The sequence below is a fragment of the Flavobacterium sp. NLM genome (assembly GCF_002210235.1).
GTDB classification, from domain to species: Bacteria; Bacteroidota; Bacteroidia; order Flavobacteriales; family Flavobacteriaceae; genus Flavobacterium; species Flavobacterium panici.
Map to the genome: position 1 here is coordinate 157,619 of NZ_LIAC01000005.1, position 18,376 is coordinate 175,994.

Sequence of the window (18,376 nt, forward strand, 5' to 3'; positions counted from 1 at the left end):
CAACACAAAGCATATCGTAGAGACGCACCGCAGTGCGTCTTATGCGAAAAGGATACACTCAATGGGATTCTATCAATAAAAAAAGCACCCCAATTGGAGTGCTTTTCTGAAATTGAATATGTAACTTAAGATTAGAAGTTTTTAGAAACTCCAATGTTAAATGTTTTTCCAAAATTGAAGTAGAAATTACTAACATCCGGACCATTGTTGTCATAGCTGTAAGTATCGTAACCTAAACCACCAATGCTGAAGTTTAAACCAAATCCTTTTTTCATGTTAATGAAAAGAGCTGGAGTTACTCCAACGTACATTCCGTCTGCTTTAGATTTTGAGTAATCATTTCCAGGACCATCAATAGTTCTTTTTTTATTTTGTAGACCTAAGCCCATATCTGCAAAAACAGAAAAAGTTTGGTTTAATGGCACTGAATAACGTACAAAAGCTCCTAATTTGAAATCATTATCTTTTATTTCTCTTGCACCATTGTCATCATTAGCTGAAGATACCGTAAATTCACCTCCAACTGTCCAGTTTTCGTGAAATTGGTAACCTACTTTAGGAGAAAAGCTAAATTGATTTGTTTTTGTTTCACCAACTCCATAATCAACCGTTTCAGAAGAATATCCGATGTTTCCACCTACTAAGATTGTTCCTTTTTGTGCATTTGCAAAACTGCAGATAGCCAATGCAGCCATCACTAGAATTTTTTTCATAATTTGGGTTTTATTTTAATTTAGCATTCCTTTAACAATAACGATGCCGTGAATACTGGGCGCTGTTTAATTTTTTATAATTACTTTAAAAGATAAATTTTAGCAATCGAGACTATTTCTGTTTACTTTTGTAGCAAATAAAAAGTCATGTCGATAGAAGTAAACAGTATATCAAAAAGTTACGGAGAGCAAAAAGCTTTAAATGAAATTTCGTTTAAAATTGAGAAGGGAGAAATCGTAGGATTTCTTGGTCCCAACGGAGCTGGAAAATCTACTTTAATGAAAATTTTGACCACTTATTTACTTGCCGACAGCGGCTCAGCCCTTGTAAATAGCCACGATGTCATGACAAACGCAAAAGCAGTGCAGCAGTCGATAGGATATTTACCAGAGCATAATCCGTTATATTTGGATTTGTATGTTCGTGAGTATTTGGCTTTTAATGCCGATGTATATAAAGTACCGAAGTCAAGAATTGAAGAGGTAATTCAACTGACAGGACTGACACCGGAAAGCCATAAAAAGATCAGCCAGCTCTCAAAAGGATACCGTCAGCGCGTTGGGCTTGCGAATGCTTTATTGCATAATCCTGATGTTTTGATTTTGGATGAACCAACTACAGGTCTGGATCCGAATCAGTTAATGGAAATTAGAAACGTAATCAAAAATATTGGTAAGGATAAGACCATTTTTTTATCGACACATATTATGCAGGAAGTCGAAGCAATTTGCGATCGTGTCATAATTATTGACAAAGGACAAATTGTTGCCGACAATAAATTAGATCATTTAGTTTCTGATAATAAAGAGCAAGTTATTGAAGTAGAGTTTGATTATAAAGTCGAAGAGCAGCTTTTAGCCAGATTAGAAAATATTTCTTCATACAAAAACACGCATGACATGACTTGGGAACTGACTTTTGTTACTGATAAAGATATGCGTCCTGCAATTTTTGACTTCGCTACAGAAAATGGTTTAAAAACATTACAATTAAACCAGAAAAATAAAAACCTGGAAGCTGTTTTTAGAGAAATTACTAAGTAAGTTTTTTAGTCGCAGTCTCAGATTACAGTCTCAGATTATAAAAACCCGATTTATTCTTAGGAATAAATCGGGTTTTCTTTTCTAAGAATCTCTGTTTCTCTCTTAATCTTTCTTAATATCAAATATTTATCTACTTGGTATCAAACATGTAAAGTTTTATTGCAATTTTTAATTATTTTTATTTAGACTTGTTATAAATAATATTATATTTGCATCTGTAAAATTTATATTGATATAATCTGGATAATCCTATTAGTGCATTAACTCCAAACATATAGAATTTAAATCCCTTGAACTTGTTTTTTTTGTTTTTTATTTTTTTTGAAAGAAAAGAGCCTGCTAATTTTAGACAGGCTCTTTTTATTTTACTGAAATGATATTTGAATTTGGTGTTTTGAGATAATAATAGATATTTTGTAATTCTAAAATGAAATTGTTATTATAAAAAAACCATATAATCAAATCCGTAAAAGACATTGATTATATGGTTATGTGAAATTAAAACAGAAAGTTTTAACCTATTTTTATTGAGCTGTATACGTTAATTTAGTAATAGCCGAAATATCAGTTCCACCACCTGTTACTTTTGCACCAGCAGTTGCAACTCCAGTTTCTAAATTAATTTTGTAAATACGAACTTCATCATTTGTTACAAAAGCTTTATAAGCATTTCCATTTTCAACAAATAAACTTCCTATACCAAAATAATTATCTCCAGCGTGTCCAGGTAATCCTGTTACTGCAGTTATTTTTTTAGTTGGTAAATCGATAATTGCAGATTTAAATTTAAAGGTATAATGACGTAAGAAACCCCATTCTACCGTATCATCTGCAGCAGGAAGATAAACGATGTATGCTTTTTCTCCTCCAATTGGATAAGCTGCAAGTACTTTTCCGTTAAGAGTGCTTTCCTGAAGATCGAAGAAATAAGAAGCATCAAAATCTGTCTGCCCTTTATTAATGCGAAGAATTCCAGAGTGAGAATCTTCTTTTACAGCATAACCTCCAGCTTTAGCATTTGAAGAGAAAGTATAAATATTTCCTGAATCTGTGCGTATAATACCAGTGTTAGTGTAATACATACCAACTGCAGTTGTACGAGGATCAGCAATTCTTTTTACAAAAGTTAAAGATGGGTAGTCGTAAACTCTAATGTAAGCTTGTTTTTGATCTATCTGCCAGTCATCACTTGCATCTCTGTTAAATACAGATACAAATACTTTATCTCCAACTACTGTTACACCTGTTGGGAAATCAAAACGACCTGTAGTAGTTGCAAAATCGTTAAATTTACGACTTGTAATAAATTGTTTTACAGGATCATAAACAATTAATTCATTGTTTGAACTCGCACCTTCCCATGAAGCACCAACAATTAATAATTTATTATCTTCAGTAACACCATAAGCATATGGAGATTCGATAAAAACACGGCTTCCGGCAACTAATGCTCCGGCAGCATTTAATGAAAATGGTGCAGAACCTTCTGCCTCACTATCCATTGCAAACATAGTATTAGCAATTGGAATGTATGAACCGCCTTGCTCAATTCCTTTTCCATTCATGTCTATTGTTCCGGTCATTAACTGATCTATTGAACTAAAGCTCCACATGTAGTTTTCATTCCAGGTATCAGTTTGGTAACCAATAACATATTTGCTTAAAGTTACCGGTTCCTCTGTATTAGAATCGTCACTGCTACATGAAAATATAGTAACTGACATTAGCATAACTGCTAATAGATTTTTAATTTTAAGTGTTTTCATAATTATTTAAATTTAGTTTAGTAGTACCAGCAACTTCAACTGTTTCTGGAATTAATTTTATATAGTATTAGAAAGGTTACATGAAGAAATAACGAAGTTTTAATGTAAATGATCGCCCGGGCTTTTGCACATTAAAATAATCGTAAAGCTTAACGTCTGTAATATCAAAACATTCTAATGCAATGTTATAGCGTCCGTTTTTAAGTGAATAAGCTACAGATCCGGAATAGTAAAGCTGTTCAGGAATTTCTTTTTTTCCTGTTTCTCCAAGATTTGGATTTCTTAAATAATAACTGCTTGAGTAATTTGTCAATAAATTAATGGTAAGGAAGTCGTCTTCAAACCCAATTTTTTTGAAATTAAATCCTAGATTGGCATTTCCATATAAAATTGGCACGTTTGCTAGTTGTTTATTATACAAATAATTAACCTGATTGGTACCCGGAGAAACCGTTGCGTCTTTATTAACCGTTTTTTGATACGTTGCATTTAAATCTAAAACCAGCCAATCTTTGTATCCATAATGTAAAACTCCATCAACTCCGGTTACTTGTATATTTTTAAAATTAATCGCTTTACTTTTTGATGGATTGCTTTGATCTTGTCTGTCTTGTATAAAATCATCAGCTCTTCTGTAGATAAAATTTGCTTCTGCTCCATAAGAATGTACAGCAGCAGCATTTTTATAAGAAAATCCAAAATTAAAATTATCACTAGATTCCGGCTGAAGATTTGGACTTGGACTTACTCTAAGACCATCTCCTAATAATTGAAGTGCTGATGGCATTCTGTAAGCATGCTCAAAAGATGTTTTAAGCTGTAAAGTTTCAGGAATTAAAAAATAAGCTGCGGCACTTCCATAACCAAAATTGTTAAAGGAAGGGTTAACTACTTTTTCTGAAGTTGTACCCGGATCTGTTGTTACTTCTCCTTTTAAATCAAGCATTTTTCCAAAAGCTGTAAAAGACAATCTTTTTTCAAGTGCTGATAAACTATATGAAAAACCTACTATATTTTTATTCAAAAACGGTTTTGTTGGTTTATCTGTAGTTATATATTCATTATCCTCTGTACGCTTATATCCTACATAAGTATAATTTAGAGCAAATGTGTTGTTCTCATCTAACTCATATTTTAAATTAGCATTACTTTGAAGAGATTTTACATCATAGACCATTAAAGTTTTAACGGTATTAATTTCTCCCGAACTATTATAAGCCGGCACATCTGTTCGTACTCCTCTCCATGTAAATCTTCTGGATGACGTATCAACCTTGCGTTCTTCTGCTATGTTGTAAGATGCTGACCAAGTTGCAGTCAACCCTTTAGTAAACAAGTTTGATTTTTTATACTTTAATGAAGTAACAAAATTATGGCTGTCTTCAAAAGCATCACCAACAACTCTAAACATAGTAGGCCCTTGTTGTATTTCCTTTTTGTTTGCACTGCCAGTAACACCAACTAATAAGTAATCTGCATATTTTTTGTCTTTTACTCCTACTTCTGCTATAACAGTTGCTTGTTTATAACCATCATGAAAGTGCTTAAGTTCTTCCGGCGGCCCAAAAAGTCCTGTTAAAGGATCTGGAACCTGAGCTTCGACTTTATAACTATTATCAGAATAATTAAGAAAGGCATTAAGATTGGTTACAAAACCATTTTTACTCGTAAAACGTGTATTTAATGCAGCTTTGTGCGTATTAAAAGAGCCGTAACTGTATGATGCATCAATATATCTGTTTACATTTTTATTCGTTACAATATTTACTGCACCTCCTAAAGCATCGCCTCCTAATTCAATTGGTACAACTCCTTTATAAACATCAATTCTTTCCGCCATATTTGTTGGAATATTATTCAATGTAAAAGATGGTCCGTAATTATCTAATGGAATTCCGTCCATAAAAAATTTAACCTGATCTCCGGAAAAACCGTTCAATGAAAAATTAAAAGCAGATCCCATTCCTCCTGTTTCTCTCACACGAACTCCGGTAGTTCTATTTAAAACCTGATTTAAATCTGCAGAAGTATTATAAAGCTGTTTTAAATCAACTGCGGTAATATTAAAGGCTTCTTCGCGAACGCGCTGTACTTTTGATTTTCCTTTAACCTGAACTTCATCTAAAGCCGCCATATCCTCTTCAATAGTGATCGTTGGGATTGTTTTAGACTGATCCAGATTTATTTTGATTTGTTTTGATTTGTAACCAACATAGGAAATTGATAAAGTATAATTATCTGGTACGGCACTAATTTCAAATTCTCCTTTTTCGTTTGTTAAAGTTGAATAAGATGTCCCTTTTAATGCCACCGAAACACCTTCGGAAGGTTTTCCATTATTTCCTAAAATGACACCACTTAAATTTACTTTACTACTTTGTGAAAAACCCTGAATCGAAGTGAAGAACAATAAAATCAGGATTAATAGTCTGTTAATTTGCATTATATTAATTTGGTTTAAATTAAATTTTTGCACAAAATTAACATACAAATATAAATAAAAACAAATTAATTTTTATTTATTCTAAATAAGAATTAAATTAACCTTTAAAATAAAATATTAATAAAAAAATCCATCAATTCTTAAGATTTGATTAATATTAAATTAAGTTTTTATTAAATAAAATGGAGGATAAGTTAAAATCACAAAACTTAAATCCATTAAAAACCTTACAAATTCAATAAAAAAAATCCTGCTAACAGTAGTTAGCAGGACTTGTCAAAAAGTTTTTATTGTTTTTTTAGATAAGCTGTTTCATTTCTTCTAAAACTATTTTAATATCTTCTTCTGTAGTTCGCCAATTTACAAACGAAGCCCTGATTCCTTTTCTATTTTGATAAAAAGTCGGCGTCATAAAAACAGTCCCCGTATCATTTAGTTTGGTTAAAAACTCTCCCACTTTATCTTGATTTTCATCCCCTTTTAAAGTAAAGCAAACATTATTTAATCTAATTGGAGCAAGAAGTTCAAAACTGCCGTCTTCAATAAGAGCATTTCCAAAATGCAGTGCCAGTGAAATACTTTTTTCAATAATATCGCAAAAACCCTCTTTTCCGTAAGCTAATAAAGAAAACCAAACTGGAAGCGCTCTTAAACGACGTGAATTTTCAGGAAGAACATTTAAATAATTAAAATTCTCCAGCGGATTTCCTAAATATGGCGCATTCGAATTCTGAAACGTTTCAATCTGCAGATTCACGTGGTCTTTTTTTATTAAATAAAAGGCACTTTCATAAGGCACATTAAGCCATTTATGACAATCGATTGTAATACTGTCTGCATTTTCCCAGCCTTTTACAAAATGTTTGTATTTCTCCGAAACCGCAGCAAATCCACCAAAAGCGCCATCAATATGCCACCAGAAATTGTATTTTTCTTTTAGATTTGAAATAGCTTCAAAATCATCAAAATCTGCAGTATTTACGGTTCCGGCACTTGAAATTAACATGAAAGGTTTTCCGTTTAATTCTTTAATTTTCAATTCTAAATCAGCAATATCAATTGCTTCACGATTGCCTTCAACCGTTTTTATTACGGTGTAATTCTGACTTCCAATTCCTAACATTGATAATGATTTTATGGAAGAAGAATGCGCCGTTGCAGTTAAGATATTTATGGTTTCAGAAATTCCGTTTTTAGCAAAATCTTTTCCAAGTTGTTTCCCAAACCATTGTCTCGCAACTGCTAAACTGGTAAAGTTTGACATTGTAGCTCCCGTTACGAATCCGCCTAAAAAGAAATCTGGAAGTTCTAATAATTGCAGCAGTAAATTAATAGTTTCAAATTCTATTAGTGCCGAATTTCCTCCTTGCGAATTAATTGATTGTGCATTTTGATCATAAACCGTTGCCAGCCAGTCACCAACAATAGAAGCCGGAGTTGATCCTCCCGTTACAAATCCCCAATAACGCGGTCCCGGAGACGAAACTAATAAAGGTGCTAATCTTTCATTAAATTCTTTTAAAGCTTTTTCTGAACCTAAACCTAACTGGTTTAAATTTCGCTTGGGATCAATTCTATTGGTATTCGATGTTGGAATGTTTTCAAGATTATTAAGAAAATCAATGCCTTGTTGTTTTGCTTTTTCTAAGATATTTTCTAAATCGCTTAAATCGCGTTGTAGTGTTGTGTTCATATTTACATAAGTTATTTGATCAGCGTCATTGTCAGGCTGAGCGAAGTCGAAGCCCTTACATGCGAGATAAAATTATTTTTAAGAATTATTTTTGAAAGGAAATTTTTTATACCGAAGCTACCACTTGGTTTTTTCAGAGAATCGCGAAACCATCATCGAGCAGATTACATCGCCATTTGCGTTTAGTAAAGTGGCAATTGGATCAACCAAAGTTCCCAAAATCATAGCAACTGGCAGCGCTTGTTCCATCGGGAAACCGTAAACAGTAATGGCTAAGATTTCGCCAATATAACCTCCGTTTGGAATTCCGCCCTCTACAATTGAGACAACTACAGTAATTCCCAAAGCCAGAAGGATGGTCATTGGATCTGTAAAATCTTTCCCAAACATTGCAAACAAAAAGGTTATTTTTAAAATGGATGACATACTCGAACCATCTTTGTGCAAAGGTGCTCCAAGCGGAATTACCAAATTACGAACATGCGACGGAATTCCCATTTTTTGTGCAGCGTCCAAATTTGCCGGAATCGTTGCAATACTGCTGCAGGTTCCAACTGCTGTTAATGAAGGCGTAATATTATTGCTCCAAAAAACTTTAAATGCTCTTTTTCCGCCAGAGACAAATGCATATAAACTAAAGAACACAAAGAAATAAAAAATACAGGCTGCATAATAAACTGCCATAGGTTTTGCATAAACTCCAAACAACTGCGGCCCGAAAATACCAACCTGATAGGCAAAATAAGCTCCTAAACCAAGTGGTGCAAACTTCATTATAATGTTCAAAAGTTGTTTCATAACCTCGTTTCCGGAATCCAGAAAACTCTTGAAAGCCTTTCCTTTTTCTCCAGACTGCAATGTGGCAAAACCAATTAAAAAAGAGAAGATAATCAACGCCAGCATGCTTTTTCGCGACAGTAATTCGAAGAAATCATTTGCCGTAAGCAGTTTCGCTATCTGATCTCCCGCAGATCCTGATTCAATCTTTTCAAACGGAACTTTGGTAATGGCAATATCCTGATGAATTGGAAAAAGATAAACGGCACAAATCATTACGATTCCTGAAATAAGAATTGTCGCCAAAAAAACCAGAATCATAATCACAAACAGCTTTCCTAGTTTTTCTGTTCGCTCCAAATTAGCAATGGAAGAACCAATCGTGAAAAATATAAGTGGAATAATGGCAGTAAAAAGCAAGTTTAGGAATATATCGCCAATTGGTTTTATTATCAAAACTTTTTCTCCAAACACTAATCCAAAAATACTCCCGATAATAATACCGCCAAGAAGCAAAAGTATGCTGCTGTAATTTTGTAGAAAATTGATTTTTTTAACTTCCATAATTGTAGAGGATTATATTCAGAAAGGTTAATAATATAGAATGAAAGTACTCAAAAAATGCAAGAATTAATTCTTTTTTGCCACAGATTATAAGGATTAACACAAATTAAAAATCCTTTTAAATCTTTTATCCCGATAGTTATCGGGAGTGGCAGAAAAATTATTTTTCCAAAACAATAGTTGTATAATCTCTGTCTGCCAATTCGCCTGTTTTGCTCTTTACTTTTTCTGTCTGCGTTTCTGTGTAAACAATTTTAAAAGGCGTTTTTTCAATTAATTGCTGAGCTTTTTCAGTGCTGTATAATTCGAATTCAAATTGTGTAAAAGGTAATTGCTTCATGAAATCTTCCTGAGCAAATGTTAAGCAGAAATTTCCATTTGGCTGCAAAACTCTGTAAATTTCTAAAAGCAATTTCTCTGGCTCCTGCCAAAAATAAATAGTGTTTACAGTAAATATTTTATCAAAAGATTCGTCTTCAAACGGAATTTTATCTCCGTCATAAAGCGAAAAGAAAGCTTGTTTTTGAGAAACAAAATTCCTGTTTATCTGGCGTGCTTCCTGAAACATCAGTTCCGACATTTCCAGTCCGTAATATTTCAGATTTTCTGCTTGTTCAAACAAAAATTCAACGTGTCCCGCATTTCCGTGACCTAATTCCAGAATTTTATTCTCTTTGGATATATTAAGATTTTGAATCGAATGACGGGTCATATTGATGTTCGTTTCGTTCATCATATTTGCCATTTCGATTCCTTTTTCTCCAGTTGGATGTTTTAATTGAGAGGCTATGGCTTGTAATTCTTCGTTTTTCATAATTCTTAAATTAAATTCCAATAAAAAAATACCAAATTCCAAATTAAGCCTATTCTTGTCTTCCGAGGAACTAGACTCGAACAACTTTGTCAAAGTTTAAAACTTTGACAAAGTTCAATCCGTAAAAACCTTAAAAAACTTGACTCGCAATTTGACGAATATTCTCAGATTTCCCCATTGAATAATAATGTAAAAACGGAACTCCGGCAGCTTTTAATTCTAATGACTGCTGAATCGCCCATTCGATTCCGACTTGTTTGATTTCAGCGTTATTTTTGCATTTATCAACAGCATCGATTAAATCTTCTGGTAAATCGATTCTGAAAATCTGCGGTAAAACTTGTAAATGTCTTTGAACAGCAATTGGTTTAATTCCGGGAATAATAGGAATTGTGATCCCCATTTCTCTTGCTTTAGCAACAAAATTAAAATATTTCGAGTTGTCAAAAAACATTTGTGTTACTACATAATCTGCTCCCGCGTCAACTTTTTCTTTTAATCTTTTTAAATCTGATTGTAAAGATGGTGATTCTAAATGTTTTTCAGGATAACCCGCAACACCAATACAAAAATCAGCTTTGTTGTCGATATCCATCACTTCATGAAGATATTTTCCGCAGTTTAGATCGTTGATTTGTCGTACTAAATCAATTGCATAATGATTTCCCCCAGCTTTTGGCACAAAAGATTGTTCGTCTTTCATCGCATCGCCTCGAAGCGCCATTACGTTGTTGATTCCCAAATATTGACAATCAACCAGCATATATTCTGTTTCTTCTTGTGTAAAGCCTCCGCAAAGCAAATGTGGCACTGTATCTACATTGTATTTATGTTTTATAGAAGCGCAAATCCCAAGCGTTCCCGGACGCATACGAGTCAATTTTTTATCCAAAAGTCCGTTGCCGCGATCAATATAAATATACTCTTCGCGAGAAGTCGTTACGTCAATAAACGGCGGTTTAAACTCCATTAACGGATCGATATTATCGTATAATTCCTGAATACTTTTCCCCTTTTGAGGCGGAATAATTTCAAATGAGAATAATGTTTTTCCTTTGGCGTTTTCTATATGCTCTGTTACTTTCATTTCTTAAGTTATGGGTTATGAGTTATGAATTTTGAGTTTTAGTCTGTGTAAAAAATCTGAAATCAAAAAACGTAAATCAATCTTTTTATTTGTTTCAAGTTTCAGGTTTCAAGTTTCAAGTTGCTGTAGAGAACTTGAAACCTGAAACTTGAAACTAAAATAACCTTTCGTTAATCTGCTATATTAGGATTCAACCATTTCATGGCATAATCAGTTGGAACATTGCGTCGTTTGGCGTAATCTACAACCTGATCTTCTTTTATTTTTCCCAGTCCGAAATACCTGCTTTTTGGATTTCCGAAATAATATCCTGAAACCGAAGAAGCCGGCCACATCGCCATGCTTTCTGTCAGGGTTACTCCAATTTCTTCGGCTACGTTTAAAAGTTTCCAAATCGTTGGCTTTTCCAAGTGATCAGGACAAGCCGGATAACCTGGCGCAGGACGAATTCCTTTATAATTTTCTTTAATCAATTCTTCGTTGGTTAAAGATTCTTCTGAATCATAACCCCAGAAATCTTTACGAACTTTTTCGTGAAGATATTCGGCGAAAGCCTCAGCAAAACGATCGGCAAGCGCTTTTACCATAATCGAATTGTAGTCGTCTAAATTCTTTTCATATTCCGCTGCCCATTCGTCAACACCAAAACCTGTGGTTACACAAAAAGCTCCCATATAATCGGTTATTCCGCTTTCTTTTGGCAGAATAAAATCGGCTAAAGCCATGTTTGGTGCTCCTTTTGTTTTTTGTGACTGCTGACGAAGCGTTAAGAATTTCTCTAAAACTTTTCCGTTTTCATCACGCAATTCGATATCGTCATCATCAATCTGATTCGCAGGGAAAATTCCGTAAATACCTTTTGCTTTCAGCTTTTTCTCTTCTAAAATCACTTTCAACATCGCCTGAGCATCGTTAAAAACAGAAGTTGCTTGTTCGCCCACAACCTCATCCGTTAAAATCGCAGGATATTTTCCGTACAATTCCCAAGTCTGAAAAAATGGCGTCCAGTCGATATACGGAACCAAAACATCCAGTTCTATTTCGATGGTTTGAGCGCCAATTACTTTTGGCTTAGTTGGCGTGTATTCAGACCAATCCAATGGTAATTTATTTTTGCGTGCATCTTCAATCGTCAGGAAGTTTTTATCTCTTGAACGGTTTAAGAATGTTTCTCTAAACGAATCGTATTCTGCGCGAATATCAGCCGCATATATTTTTCGGTTATGATCCAACAGATTTCCTGCAACGGTAACAGCTCTCGAAGCATCGTTAACGTGAATTACAGTTTCTCTGTATTGAGGCGCAATTTTCACGGCTGTATGCGCACGCGAAGTGGTTGCGCCGCCAATCATAATCGGGATTTTAATATCTTGTTTGTCTAATTCTTTGGCTAAATACACCATTTCGTCAAGCGAAGGCGTGATCAGTCCGCTTAAACCTATGATATCTACATTGTGTTCAATCGCCGCAGCAATAATTTTTTCCGGAGGCACCATAACTCCAAGATCTACAATCTCGTAATTATTACAAGCCAAAACCACCGAAACAATGTTTTTACCAATATCGTGAACGTCACCTTTTACAGTCGCCATCAGGATTTTTCCGTTTCCTTGTTTGTCTCCGGCTTGCTTACTTGCTTCAATAAATGGCAATAAATAAGCCACCGCTTTTTTCATTACACGAGCCGATTTTACAACCTGAGGAAGAAACATTTTTCCGCTTCCGAATAAATCTCCAACCACATTCATTCCCGTCATCAAATTGATTTCGATAACTTCAATTGGTTTTGTTGCTGCTAAACGTGCTTCTTCAACATCTTCTTCGATAAAAGCATCAATCCCTTTTACCAATGAATGTGTAATACGCTCCTGAACGGTTCCAAAACGCCATTCCTGAACTACTTTTTCATCGCTCTTTGCCTCACCTTTTACATTTTCTGCAAAATCTAAAAGTCGTTCTGTCGCATCGTCGCGTCTATCTAAAATTACGTCTTCAACGTGTTCTAATAAGTCTTTCGGAATATCATCGTAAATCGTAAGCATCTCCGGATTTACGATTCCCATCGTCATTCCGTTTTTAATCGCGTGGTATAAAAACACCGAGTGCATCGCTTCACGAACCGTATCGTTTCCTCTAAAAGAGAACGAAACGTTACTCACTCCACCGCTGATATGTGCGTGAGGTAAATTATCGCGAACCCATTTTGTTCCTCTAAAAAAGTCCAAAGCATTTAAGCGATGTTCTTCCATTCCGGTTGCAACCGGGAAAATATTTAAATCGAAAATAATATCCTGTGGAGGAAACCCTACTTTGTTCACCAAAATATCATACGAACGCTGACAAATCTCAACTCTTCGGTCGAAATTATCGGCCTGACCAACTTCGTCAAAAGCCATGATAATTGCCGCCGCTCCGTAACGTTTGATTAATCGCGCGTGATGAATAAAGGCTTCTTCGCCTTCTTTTAACGAAATCGAGTTTACAACGCTTTTTCCTTGTACTACTTTCAGACCTGCTTCAATGATTTCCCATTTCGAACTGTCGATCATAATTGGCACTCTCGAAATGTCTGGTTCTGCAGCGATTAAATTCAAAAATTTAGTCATTGCATTAACGCCATCAAGCATTCCTTCATCCATATTAATATCGATGATCTGCGCTCCTCCTTCTACCTGTTGTCTTGCAATATCAAGTGCCTCGTCATATTTCTCTTCCTTGATTAATCTCAGGAATTTTCTTGAACCTGTTACATTCGTACGCTCTCCAACATTCACGAAAACACTTTCCGGCGTAATAATTAATGGTTCTAATCCTGATAATACAAGGTCTCTTCTTTTTTCTGTCATTTTCTTTTTCAGTTACTAAGATTCTAAGATGCTTAGATTCTAAGTTTTTTTATTCTCTATTTGTGTTCCTGCAAGGTTTTTAAAACCTCGTAGGTATTTATGTTTATTAATTTGGGCGTGTCCCTCCGGGTCGGGCTATCCGCTTTTAGTCCTCGCTCTTCCTTCGTCAGGCTGTGGGCTAACCGCTTCTATCCCTCACGCAAACTCGGTTTCATAATAGCCTTTATATTTCTTTTACTTTTCAATTATCTTTCTACTTTCCATGCATCATATAAAGAACCTTCCCGTTTTTTGCTGAGATTTTAATATCAAACACACCTCCAAAACCAATACTATTAAAAGTCCCTTCAATATGCCAAATAGAATCATTTTCTATTGTTACTGTATAAGGTCTTTGATCTTCTATTTGATCTTTTCCATATGTTTCGAACAAAATAGGCTCCGCTATTCCAACAGCTGTCTCTTCTTTTGTAACCAAACAATCTTCACATTTAATACTTTTCTGAAAAACTGTATTAGTTGTATAATTACAGCTAATAAATGTTAAGCTAAACAGAAACAAGAAAAATTTCATATTGTCGAACTATTATAATGTTTCATCCCTATGAAATTTTTACTTCCATTTTGAATGCTCTATATATTTGCAAGTTACTCCTGCATCATATATGTAATATTTAGTTTTAGTAAATCCTGCTTTAACTAATGAAATTGAATCAGGTTCTAATTCTTCTTCTAAAACTATATAGTTTTTTTCTGGGTTGTCTAAATCGTATTTTACTTTATAAAACTTATTTAAATGTCCATAATCACTAGAAACCTCAGCTAAAACTTTTTTATTTGTGTAAAAATAATATCTCAAATACCTCCTTTTTCGGTGGTAATTTGATCTAGTTGTAAGTCCTATTGTTTCTCCTTTAAATGTCTTTTTATACTTTTCAGATTCATCAGCATTGTTACGACTAAAAAGAATCATTAGCATAATTACTGCTACAAAACCAGCTACTGCCAAATAATTTGCTTTCGCATCGTTTTTTTCTCCCATAATTATTAAGCCAAGACAGGCGCAACTCTAGGTTTATAATCCTTCGCAACTTCTGCAATTAATCGAATATGATCCGGAGTTGTTCCGCAGCAGCCACCAATTATATTGATTAAATTATCGTCTAAATATTCTTTAATGAATGCCTGCGTTTGTTCCGGTGTTTCATCGTATTGTCCGAATGCGTTTGGCAATCCTGCATTTGGATGTGCCGAAACATTAAAGCTTGTATTATGCGCTAATGTTTTTAAATATGGTTTCAATAAATCGGCTCCAAGGGCGCAATTGAATCCTACGCTTAATAACGGAATATGCGAAACTGAAATCAAAAACGCTTCAACTGTTTGTCCTGAAAGTGTTCTTCCTGAAGCATCCGTAATTGTTCCTGAAACCATGATTGGAATATCAAGATTGCGTTCTTCTTTTACTTCTTCGATCGCAAAAAGCGCTGCTTTTGCATTTAAGGTATCGAAAATAGTTTCTACTAAAAGCAAATCGCAGCCACCATCCATTAAGGCTTCTACTTGTTCTTTGTATGCAATTCGTAAATCGTCAAACGTTACGGCTCTGTAGCCTGGATCGTTTACATCTGGTGACATACTTGCCGTTCTGTTTGTCGGACCGATTGAACCGGCTACGAAACGTGGTTTTTCTGGATTTTTAGCAGTAAACTCATCGGCTACTTGTCTGGCGATTTTTGCCGATTCGTAGTTTAACTCGTAAACCAAATCTTCCATATGATAATCGGCCATACCGATTGTCGTTCCAGAGAATGTATTGGTTTCTACGATGTCAGCACCAGCTTCATAATAAGCGGCATGAACATCGCGGATCGCTTGTGGTTGTGTTAAGGATAGTAAATCGTTGTTTCCTTTTAGCGGATGCGGAAAATCTTTGAAACGCTCTCCTCTAAAATCTTCTTCTGAGAAATTATAGCGCTGCAGCATTGTTCCCATTGCTCCATCAAGGATTAGGATATTTTTTTTTATTGCTTCTTGAATTGTTATTGCCATCTTGTATTTGCCGCTAAGGCGCTAAGGCACAAAGCTTTTTTTATTTTTAATTTGAAGGCTCTATTTACCTTCGATATTTTTCACATTAATACCAAAAGTGCATTATTGCTGGCTCATTAGCCCCGATTACTTCACTTAATTTCTATTTTCATAGGAGTTCAGTGAACTTTGTTTGAGCCGGTATCCTCGCAATGAAATGGAGAGATATAGGCGAAAGCGGGAACTATTGACTGCAAAAATGCGCCAATGATTCGCTCCTGATACAGAATCTGTTTCAGTAAATATTGTAGTTGTCTGGAAAAGTTTTGAGAAATACGAGTAATGTATTTGTGTTATCTATCTTTAATACTGGAAAATGTTGTATAAAGTAGAATTTAGCACCTTCTTTATGATAAAGGGTTGCTAAGGTTTCATCGGGTCTATCCCTCCGCCTTTCGTGATAACTGACAATAATTTTAAGAACAGTGCAAAGGTATGAAATAGGGTTTCTATTTGCAAATGTTTTTTTAAAGATGCTGAGACTCTAAGATACTTAGGTTCTAAGTTTTAAAATTAACTTCTGTTTTTCAAATATAGCCCGTGGTTTCAACCACGGGAAACGTATTGTGATAATTCTTTTCGTATTGTAATCATTTATTGTGTATGGATTGCGTTCCAGTGGTTTCAACTACTGGCTATATTTTAAGTAAAAGGAGACTATTATTTGTTAAAATAAAAAAGCTCAAACTTTGAGTTTGAACTTTCTATAAAAATCTTAGAAACTTGATATTTCACTTAGTATTTAGGCTTTTGTTTTGTTCCTCTAAAATTGATAATTTCAATAGTGTTGGATTCCTTATTTAGTCTGTAAACTAAATAATTATTTTTGTCTACAATTGCTTTATATAAAGATTCGTTTTTTACAGATTTTGGGAATTGATCGGGATTTAAATTGATTTGATTTATTACTTGCCGGATTTTATCTTCTAAGTTTAAAATCTCTTTTTTAGTCCATTTTTCTTCCAGATAATCAACAATTTTATTAAAACCTTTTACGGCTTGTGAAGTCCAAATAAATTTTAATGCCATTTTGAAAATCTTTTCATAACATCTTCGTGGCTTACAACTTCCCCTTTTTCGGCTTGATCTATTCCAATTTGAATTTCGTTTTTCTCCGATTCTGATAATTCATCAAACCAATCATTCTGATTTGCTTTCAAAACCAATTCCAGTTTCTCTAAAATGCGCTCATCTTCAACCTTAGCCAACTCTTGAATAAATTGATATTTTCTAGCTTCTAAATTCATGATTATCAAAATTTATAATTACAAAGATACGTTTTTTTAGGTTCTGAGATCCTAAGTTTCTAAGGGATTAAGCTAAAAAAAGCCCAAACTAAAAGTTTGAGCTTTATATAGAAATCTTAGTGTCTTAGGACTTAGAATCTCAGAAACTAGACGATTGCTTTCACAACCGCTTTTGGCGCTTCTTTACGAGTTCCGTCGAAACCGTCTACACCAGATACTGTTGTATATTTCAATACATATTTTTTACCTGGATTGATGATTCCGTATGCTGCCTGGCACATTAAAGTTGCTTCGTGGAAACCGCAAAGGATCAATTTTAATTTTCCTGGATATGTGTTTACGTCTCCAATGGCAAAGATTCCCGGAATGTTGGTTTGGTAATCTAATGCATTGTTTACTTTGATTGCATTTTTCTCGATTTCTAATCCCCAGTCTCCAATTGGGCCTAATTTTGGTGTTAATCCAAAAAGCGGGATAAAATAATCCGTTTCGATTTTACGGTGTGCTCCGTTTTCTTCGATATCTAATGATTCAACGTGCTCAGCACCATTGATTCCAATAACTTCTGCTGGAGTTATTAATTTGATTTTTCCAGCTGTTTTTAATTCCTGTACTTTTTCTACAGAATCTAAAGCTCCTCTAAATTCGTTTCTTCTGTGAATTAAAGTTACTTCTGAAGCTACATTTGCTAAGAAAATTGACCAGTCTAACGCTGAATCTCCTCCTCCTGCAATTACAACTCTTTTATCTCTGAATTTCTCCGGATTTTTAATGAAGTATTTTACTCCTTTATCTTCATAAAACTCGATATCTTCTATAAGTGGTTTACGAGGCTCAAAACTTCCTAAACCTCCTGCGATAGCGATAACCGGTGCGTGAAATTTAGTTCCTTTGTTTGAAGTTACAATGAAAGTTCCGTCTTCTTGTTTTTCGATGGTTTCAGCACGTTCTCCTAATGTATAACCCGGCTCAAATTGCTTAATTTGTTCTTGCAAATTATCAATTAAATCTCCGGCTAAAACTTCTGGGAAACCCGGAATATCGTAAATAGGCTTTTTTGGATATAACTCTGATAGTTGTCCTCCTGCTTGTGGTAAGGCATCTAAAATGTGGCATTTCAATTTTAACAATCCTGCCTCGAAAACGGCAAATAAACCTGTTGGGCCTGCTCCAATTATAAGTATATCTGTTTTAATCATTATGTTTGTTGTTTATAATCATTCTTAATAATACAAAGAAACGAATAATTTATTCTCCTGACAATGATTTTTATCATTATTCATTTCTCCTC

The 18,376-nt window shown here is 34.4% G+C and carries 15 protein-coding genes and 1 riboswitch; of the genes, 1 reads left to right on the plus strand and 14 read right to left on the minus strand.

Annotated elements, in window-relative coordinates:
* Positions 1–131 precede the first annotated feature (131 nt).
* Positions 132–713 carry an outer membrane beta-barrel protein gene (locus APR43_RS07780; protein WP_053470115.1) on the minus strand — a complete coding sequence of 194 codons (582 nt, stop codon included), beginning with the start codon at positions 711–713 and terminating at the stop codon, positions 132–134.
* A 147-nt stretch (positions 714–860) separates the two neighbouring features.
* Between APR43_RS07780 and gldA the strand changes: the two genes are divergently transcribed.
* Positions 861–1,757, plus strand: coding sequence for a gliding motility-associated ABC transporter ATP-binding subunit GldA (gene gldA, locus APR43_RS07785; RefSeq protein ID WP_053470114.1), 897 nt, complete (start codon positions 861–863; stop codon positions 1,755–1,757).
* 524 nt (positions 1,758–2,281) lie between these two features.
* Here the strand turns inward: gldA and APR43_RS07790 are convergent.
* The 13 genes from APR43_RS07790 to APR43_RS07850 all read right to left on the minus strand — a co-directional run bounded on the left by APR43_RS07790 (position 2,282) and on the right by APR43_RS07850 (position 18,284).
* Positions 2,282–3,523, minus strand: a complete 1,242-nt coding sequence (locus tag APR43_RS07790; RefSeq protein WP_053470113.1) for a DUF4374 domain-containing protein — start codon at positions 3,521–3,523, stop codon at positions 2,282–2,284.
* Between the two features lie 76 nt (positions 3,524–3,599).
* Positions 3,600–5,966 carry a TonB-dependent receptor gene (locus APR43_RS07795; protein WP_053470112.1) on the minus strand — a complete coding sequence of 789 codons (2,367 nt, stop codon included), beginning with the start codon at positions 5,964–5,966 and terminating at the stop codon, positions 3,600–3,602.
* Positions 5,967–6,264: 298 nt separating this feature from the next.
* Positions 6,265–7,659, minus strand: coding sequence for a pyridoxal phosphate-dependent decarboxylase family protein (locus APR43_RS07800; protein ID WP_053470111.1), 1,395 nt, complete (start codon positions 7,657–7,659; stop codon positions 6,265–6,267).
* Between the two features lie 117 nt (positions 7,660–7,776).
* Positions 7,777–9,000 (minus strand): dicarboxylate/amino acid:cation symporter, encoded by a 1,224-nt coding sequence (locus tag APR43_RS07805; protein WP_053470110.1) that lies wholly within the window; start codon positions 8,998–9,000, stop codon positions 7,777–7,779.
* A gap of 160 nt (positions 9,001–9,160) precedes the next feature.
* Positions 9,161–9,814, minus strand: a complete 654-nt coding sequence (locus tag APR43_RS07810) for a class I SAM-dependent methyltransferase (RefSeq protein WP_053470109.1) — start codon at positions 9,812–9,814, stop codon at positions 9,161–9,163.
* A 130-nt stretch (positions 9,815–9,944) separates the two neighbouring features.
* Entirely contained in the window at positions 9,945–10,901 is a 957-nt protein-coding gene (gene metF, locus APR43_RS07815; protein WP_053470108.1) for a methylenetetrahydrofolate reductase [NAD(P)H], read from the minus strand.
* A 170-nt stretch (positions 10,902–11,071) separates the two neighbouring features.
* Positions 11,072–13,747, minus strand: a complete 2,676-nt coding sequence (gene metH, locus APR43_RS07820; RefSeq protein WP_082356340.1) for a methionine synthase — start codon at positions 13,745–13,747, stop codon at positions 11,072–11,074.
* A gap of 253 nt (positions 13,748–14,000) precedes the next feature.
* Positions 14,001–14,225, minus strand: a complete 225-nt coding sequence (locus APR43_RS07825; protein WP_165590655.1) for an NTF2 fold immunity protein — start codon at positions 14,223–14,225, stop codon at positions 14,001–14,003.
* Between the two features lie 135 nt (positions 14,226–14,360).
* The gene (locus tag APR43_RS07830; RefSeq protein ID WP_053470106.1) at positions 14,361–14,789 is read right to left on the minus strand and encodes a hypothetical protein; all 429 of its coding nucleotides are present in this window, start codon (positions 14,787–14,789) and stop codon (positions 14,361–14,363) included.
* 5 nt (positions 14,790–14,794) lie between these two features.
* Positions 14,795–15,799: a homocysteine S-methyltransferase family protein gene (locus tag APR43_RS07835; protein WP_053470105.1), complete on the minus strand. Its 1,005-nt coding sequence runs from the start codon at positions 15,797–15,799 to the stop codon at positions 14,795–14,797.
* Between the two features lie 329 nt (positions 15,800–16,128).
* Positions 16,129–16,245, minus strand: a riboswitch (SAM riboswitch).
* A 328-nt stretch (positions 16,246–16,573) separates the two neighbouring features.
* Positions 16,574–16,867: a type II toxin-antitoxin system RelE/ParE family toxin gene (locus APR43_RS07840; protein ID WP_053470104.1), complete on the minus strand. Its 294-nt coding sequence runs from the start codon at positions 16,865–16,867 to the stop codon at positions 16,574–16,576.
* Positions 16,858–17,085, minus strand: a complete 228-nt coding sequence (locus APR43_RS07845; RefSeq protein ID WP_053470103.1) for a hypothetical protein — start codon at positions 17,083–17,085, stop codon at positions 16,858–16,860. The genes APR43_RS07840 and APR43_RS07845 overlap by 10 nt, the downstream gene beginning before the upstream one ends.
* Positions 17,086–17,231: 146 nt before the next feature.
* Positions 17,232–18,284 (minus strand): NAD(P)/FAD-dependent oxidoreductase, encoded by a 1,053-nt coding sequence (locus tag APR43_RS07850; protein WP_053470102.1) that lies wholly within the window; start codon positions 18,282–18,284, stop codon positions 17,232–17,234.
* Between the last annotated feature and the right edge of the window lie 92 nt (positions 18,285–18,376).

Coding starts and splice junctions, on each gene's coding strand:
- APR43_RS07780 (WP_053470115.1), bottom strand. CDS start 713: ATGAAAAAAATTCTAGTGATGGCTGCATTGGCTATCTGCAGTTTTGCA.
- gldA (WP_053470114.1), top strand. CDS start 861: ATGTCGATAGAAGTAAACAGTATATCAAAAAGTTACGGAGAGCAAAAA.
- APR43_RS07790 (WP_053470113.1), bottom strand. CDS start 3,523: ATGAAAACACTTAAAATTAAAAATCTATTAGCAGTTATGCTAATGTCA.
- APR43_RS07795 (WP_053470112.1), bottom strand. CDS start 5,966: ATGCAAATTAACAGACTATTAATCCTGATTTTATTGTTCTTCACTTCG.
- APR43_RS07800 (WP_053470111.1), bottom strand. CDS start 7,659: ATGAACACAACACTACAACGCGATTTAAGCGATTTAGAAAATATCTTA.
- APR43_RS07805 (WP_053470110.1), bottom strand. CDS start 9,000: ATGGAAGTTAAAAAAATCAATTTTCTACAAAATTACAGCAGCATACTT.
- APR43_RS07810 (WP_053470109.1), bottom strand. CDS start 9,814: ATGAAAAACGAAGAATTACAAGCCATAGCCTCTCAATTAAAACATCCA.
- metF (WP_053470108.1), bottom strand. CDS start 10,901: ATGAAAGTAACAGAGCATATAGAAAACGCCAAAGGAAAAACATTATTC.
- metH (WP_082356340.1), bottom strand. CDS start 13,747: ATGACAGAAAAAAGAAGAGACCTTGTATTATCAGGATTAGAACCATTA.
- APR43_RS07830 (WP_053470106.1), bottom strand. CDS start 14,789: ATGGGAGAAAAAAACGATGCGAAAGCAAATTATTTGGCAGTAGCTGGT.
- APR43_RS07835 (WP_053470105.1), bottom strand. CDS start 15,799: ATGGCAATAACAATTCAAGAAGCAATAAAAAAAAATATCCTAATCCTT.
- APR43_RS07840 (WP_053470104.1), bottom strand. CDS start 16,867: ATGGCATTAAAATTTATTTGGACTTCACAAGCCGTAAAAGGTTTTAAT.
- APR43_RS07845 (WP_053470103.1), bottom strand. CDS start 17,085: ATGAATTTAGAAGCTAGAAAATATCAATTTATTCAAGAGTTGGCTAAG.
- APR43_RS07850 (WP_053470102.1), bottom strand. CDS start 18,284: ATGATTAAAACAGATATACTTATAATTGGAGCAGGCCCAACAGGTTTA.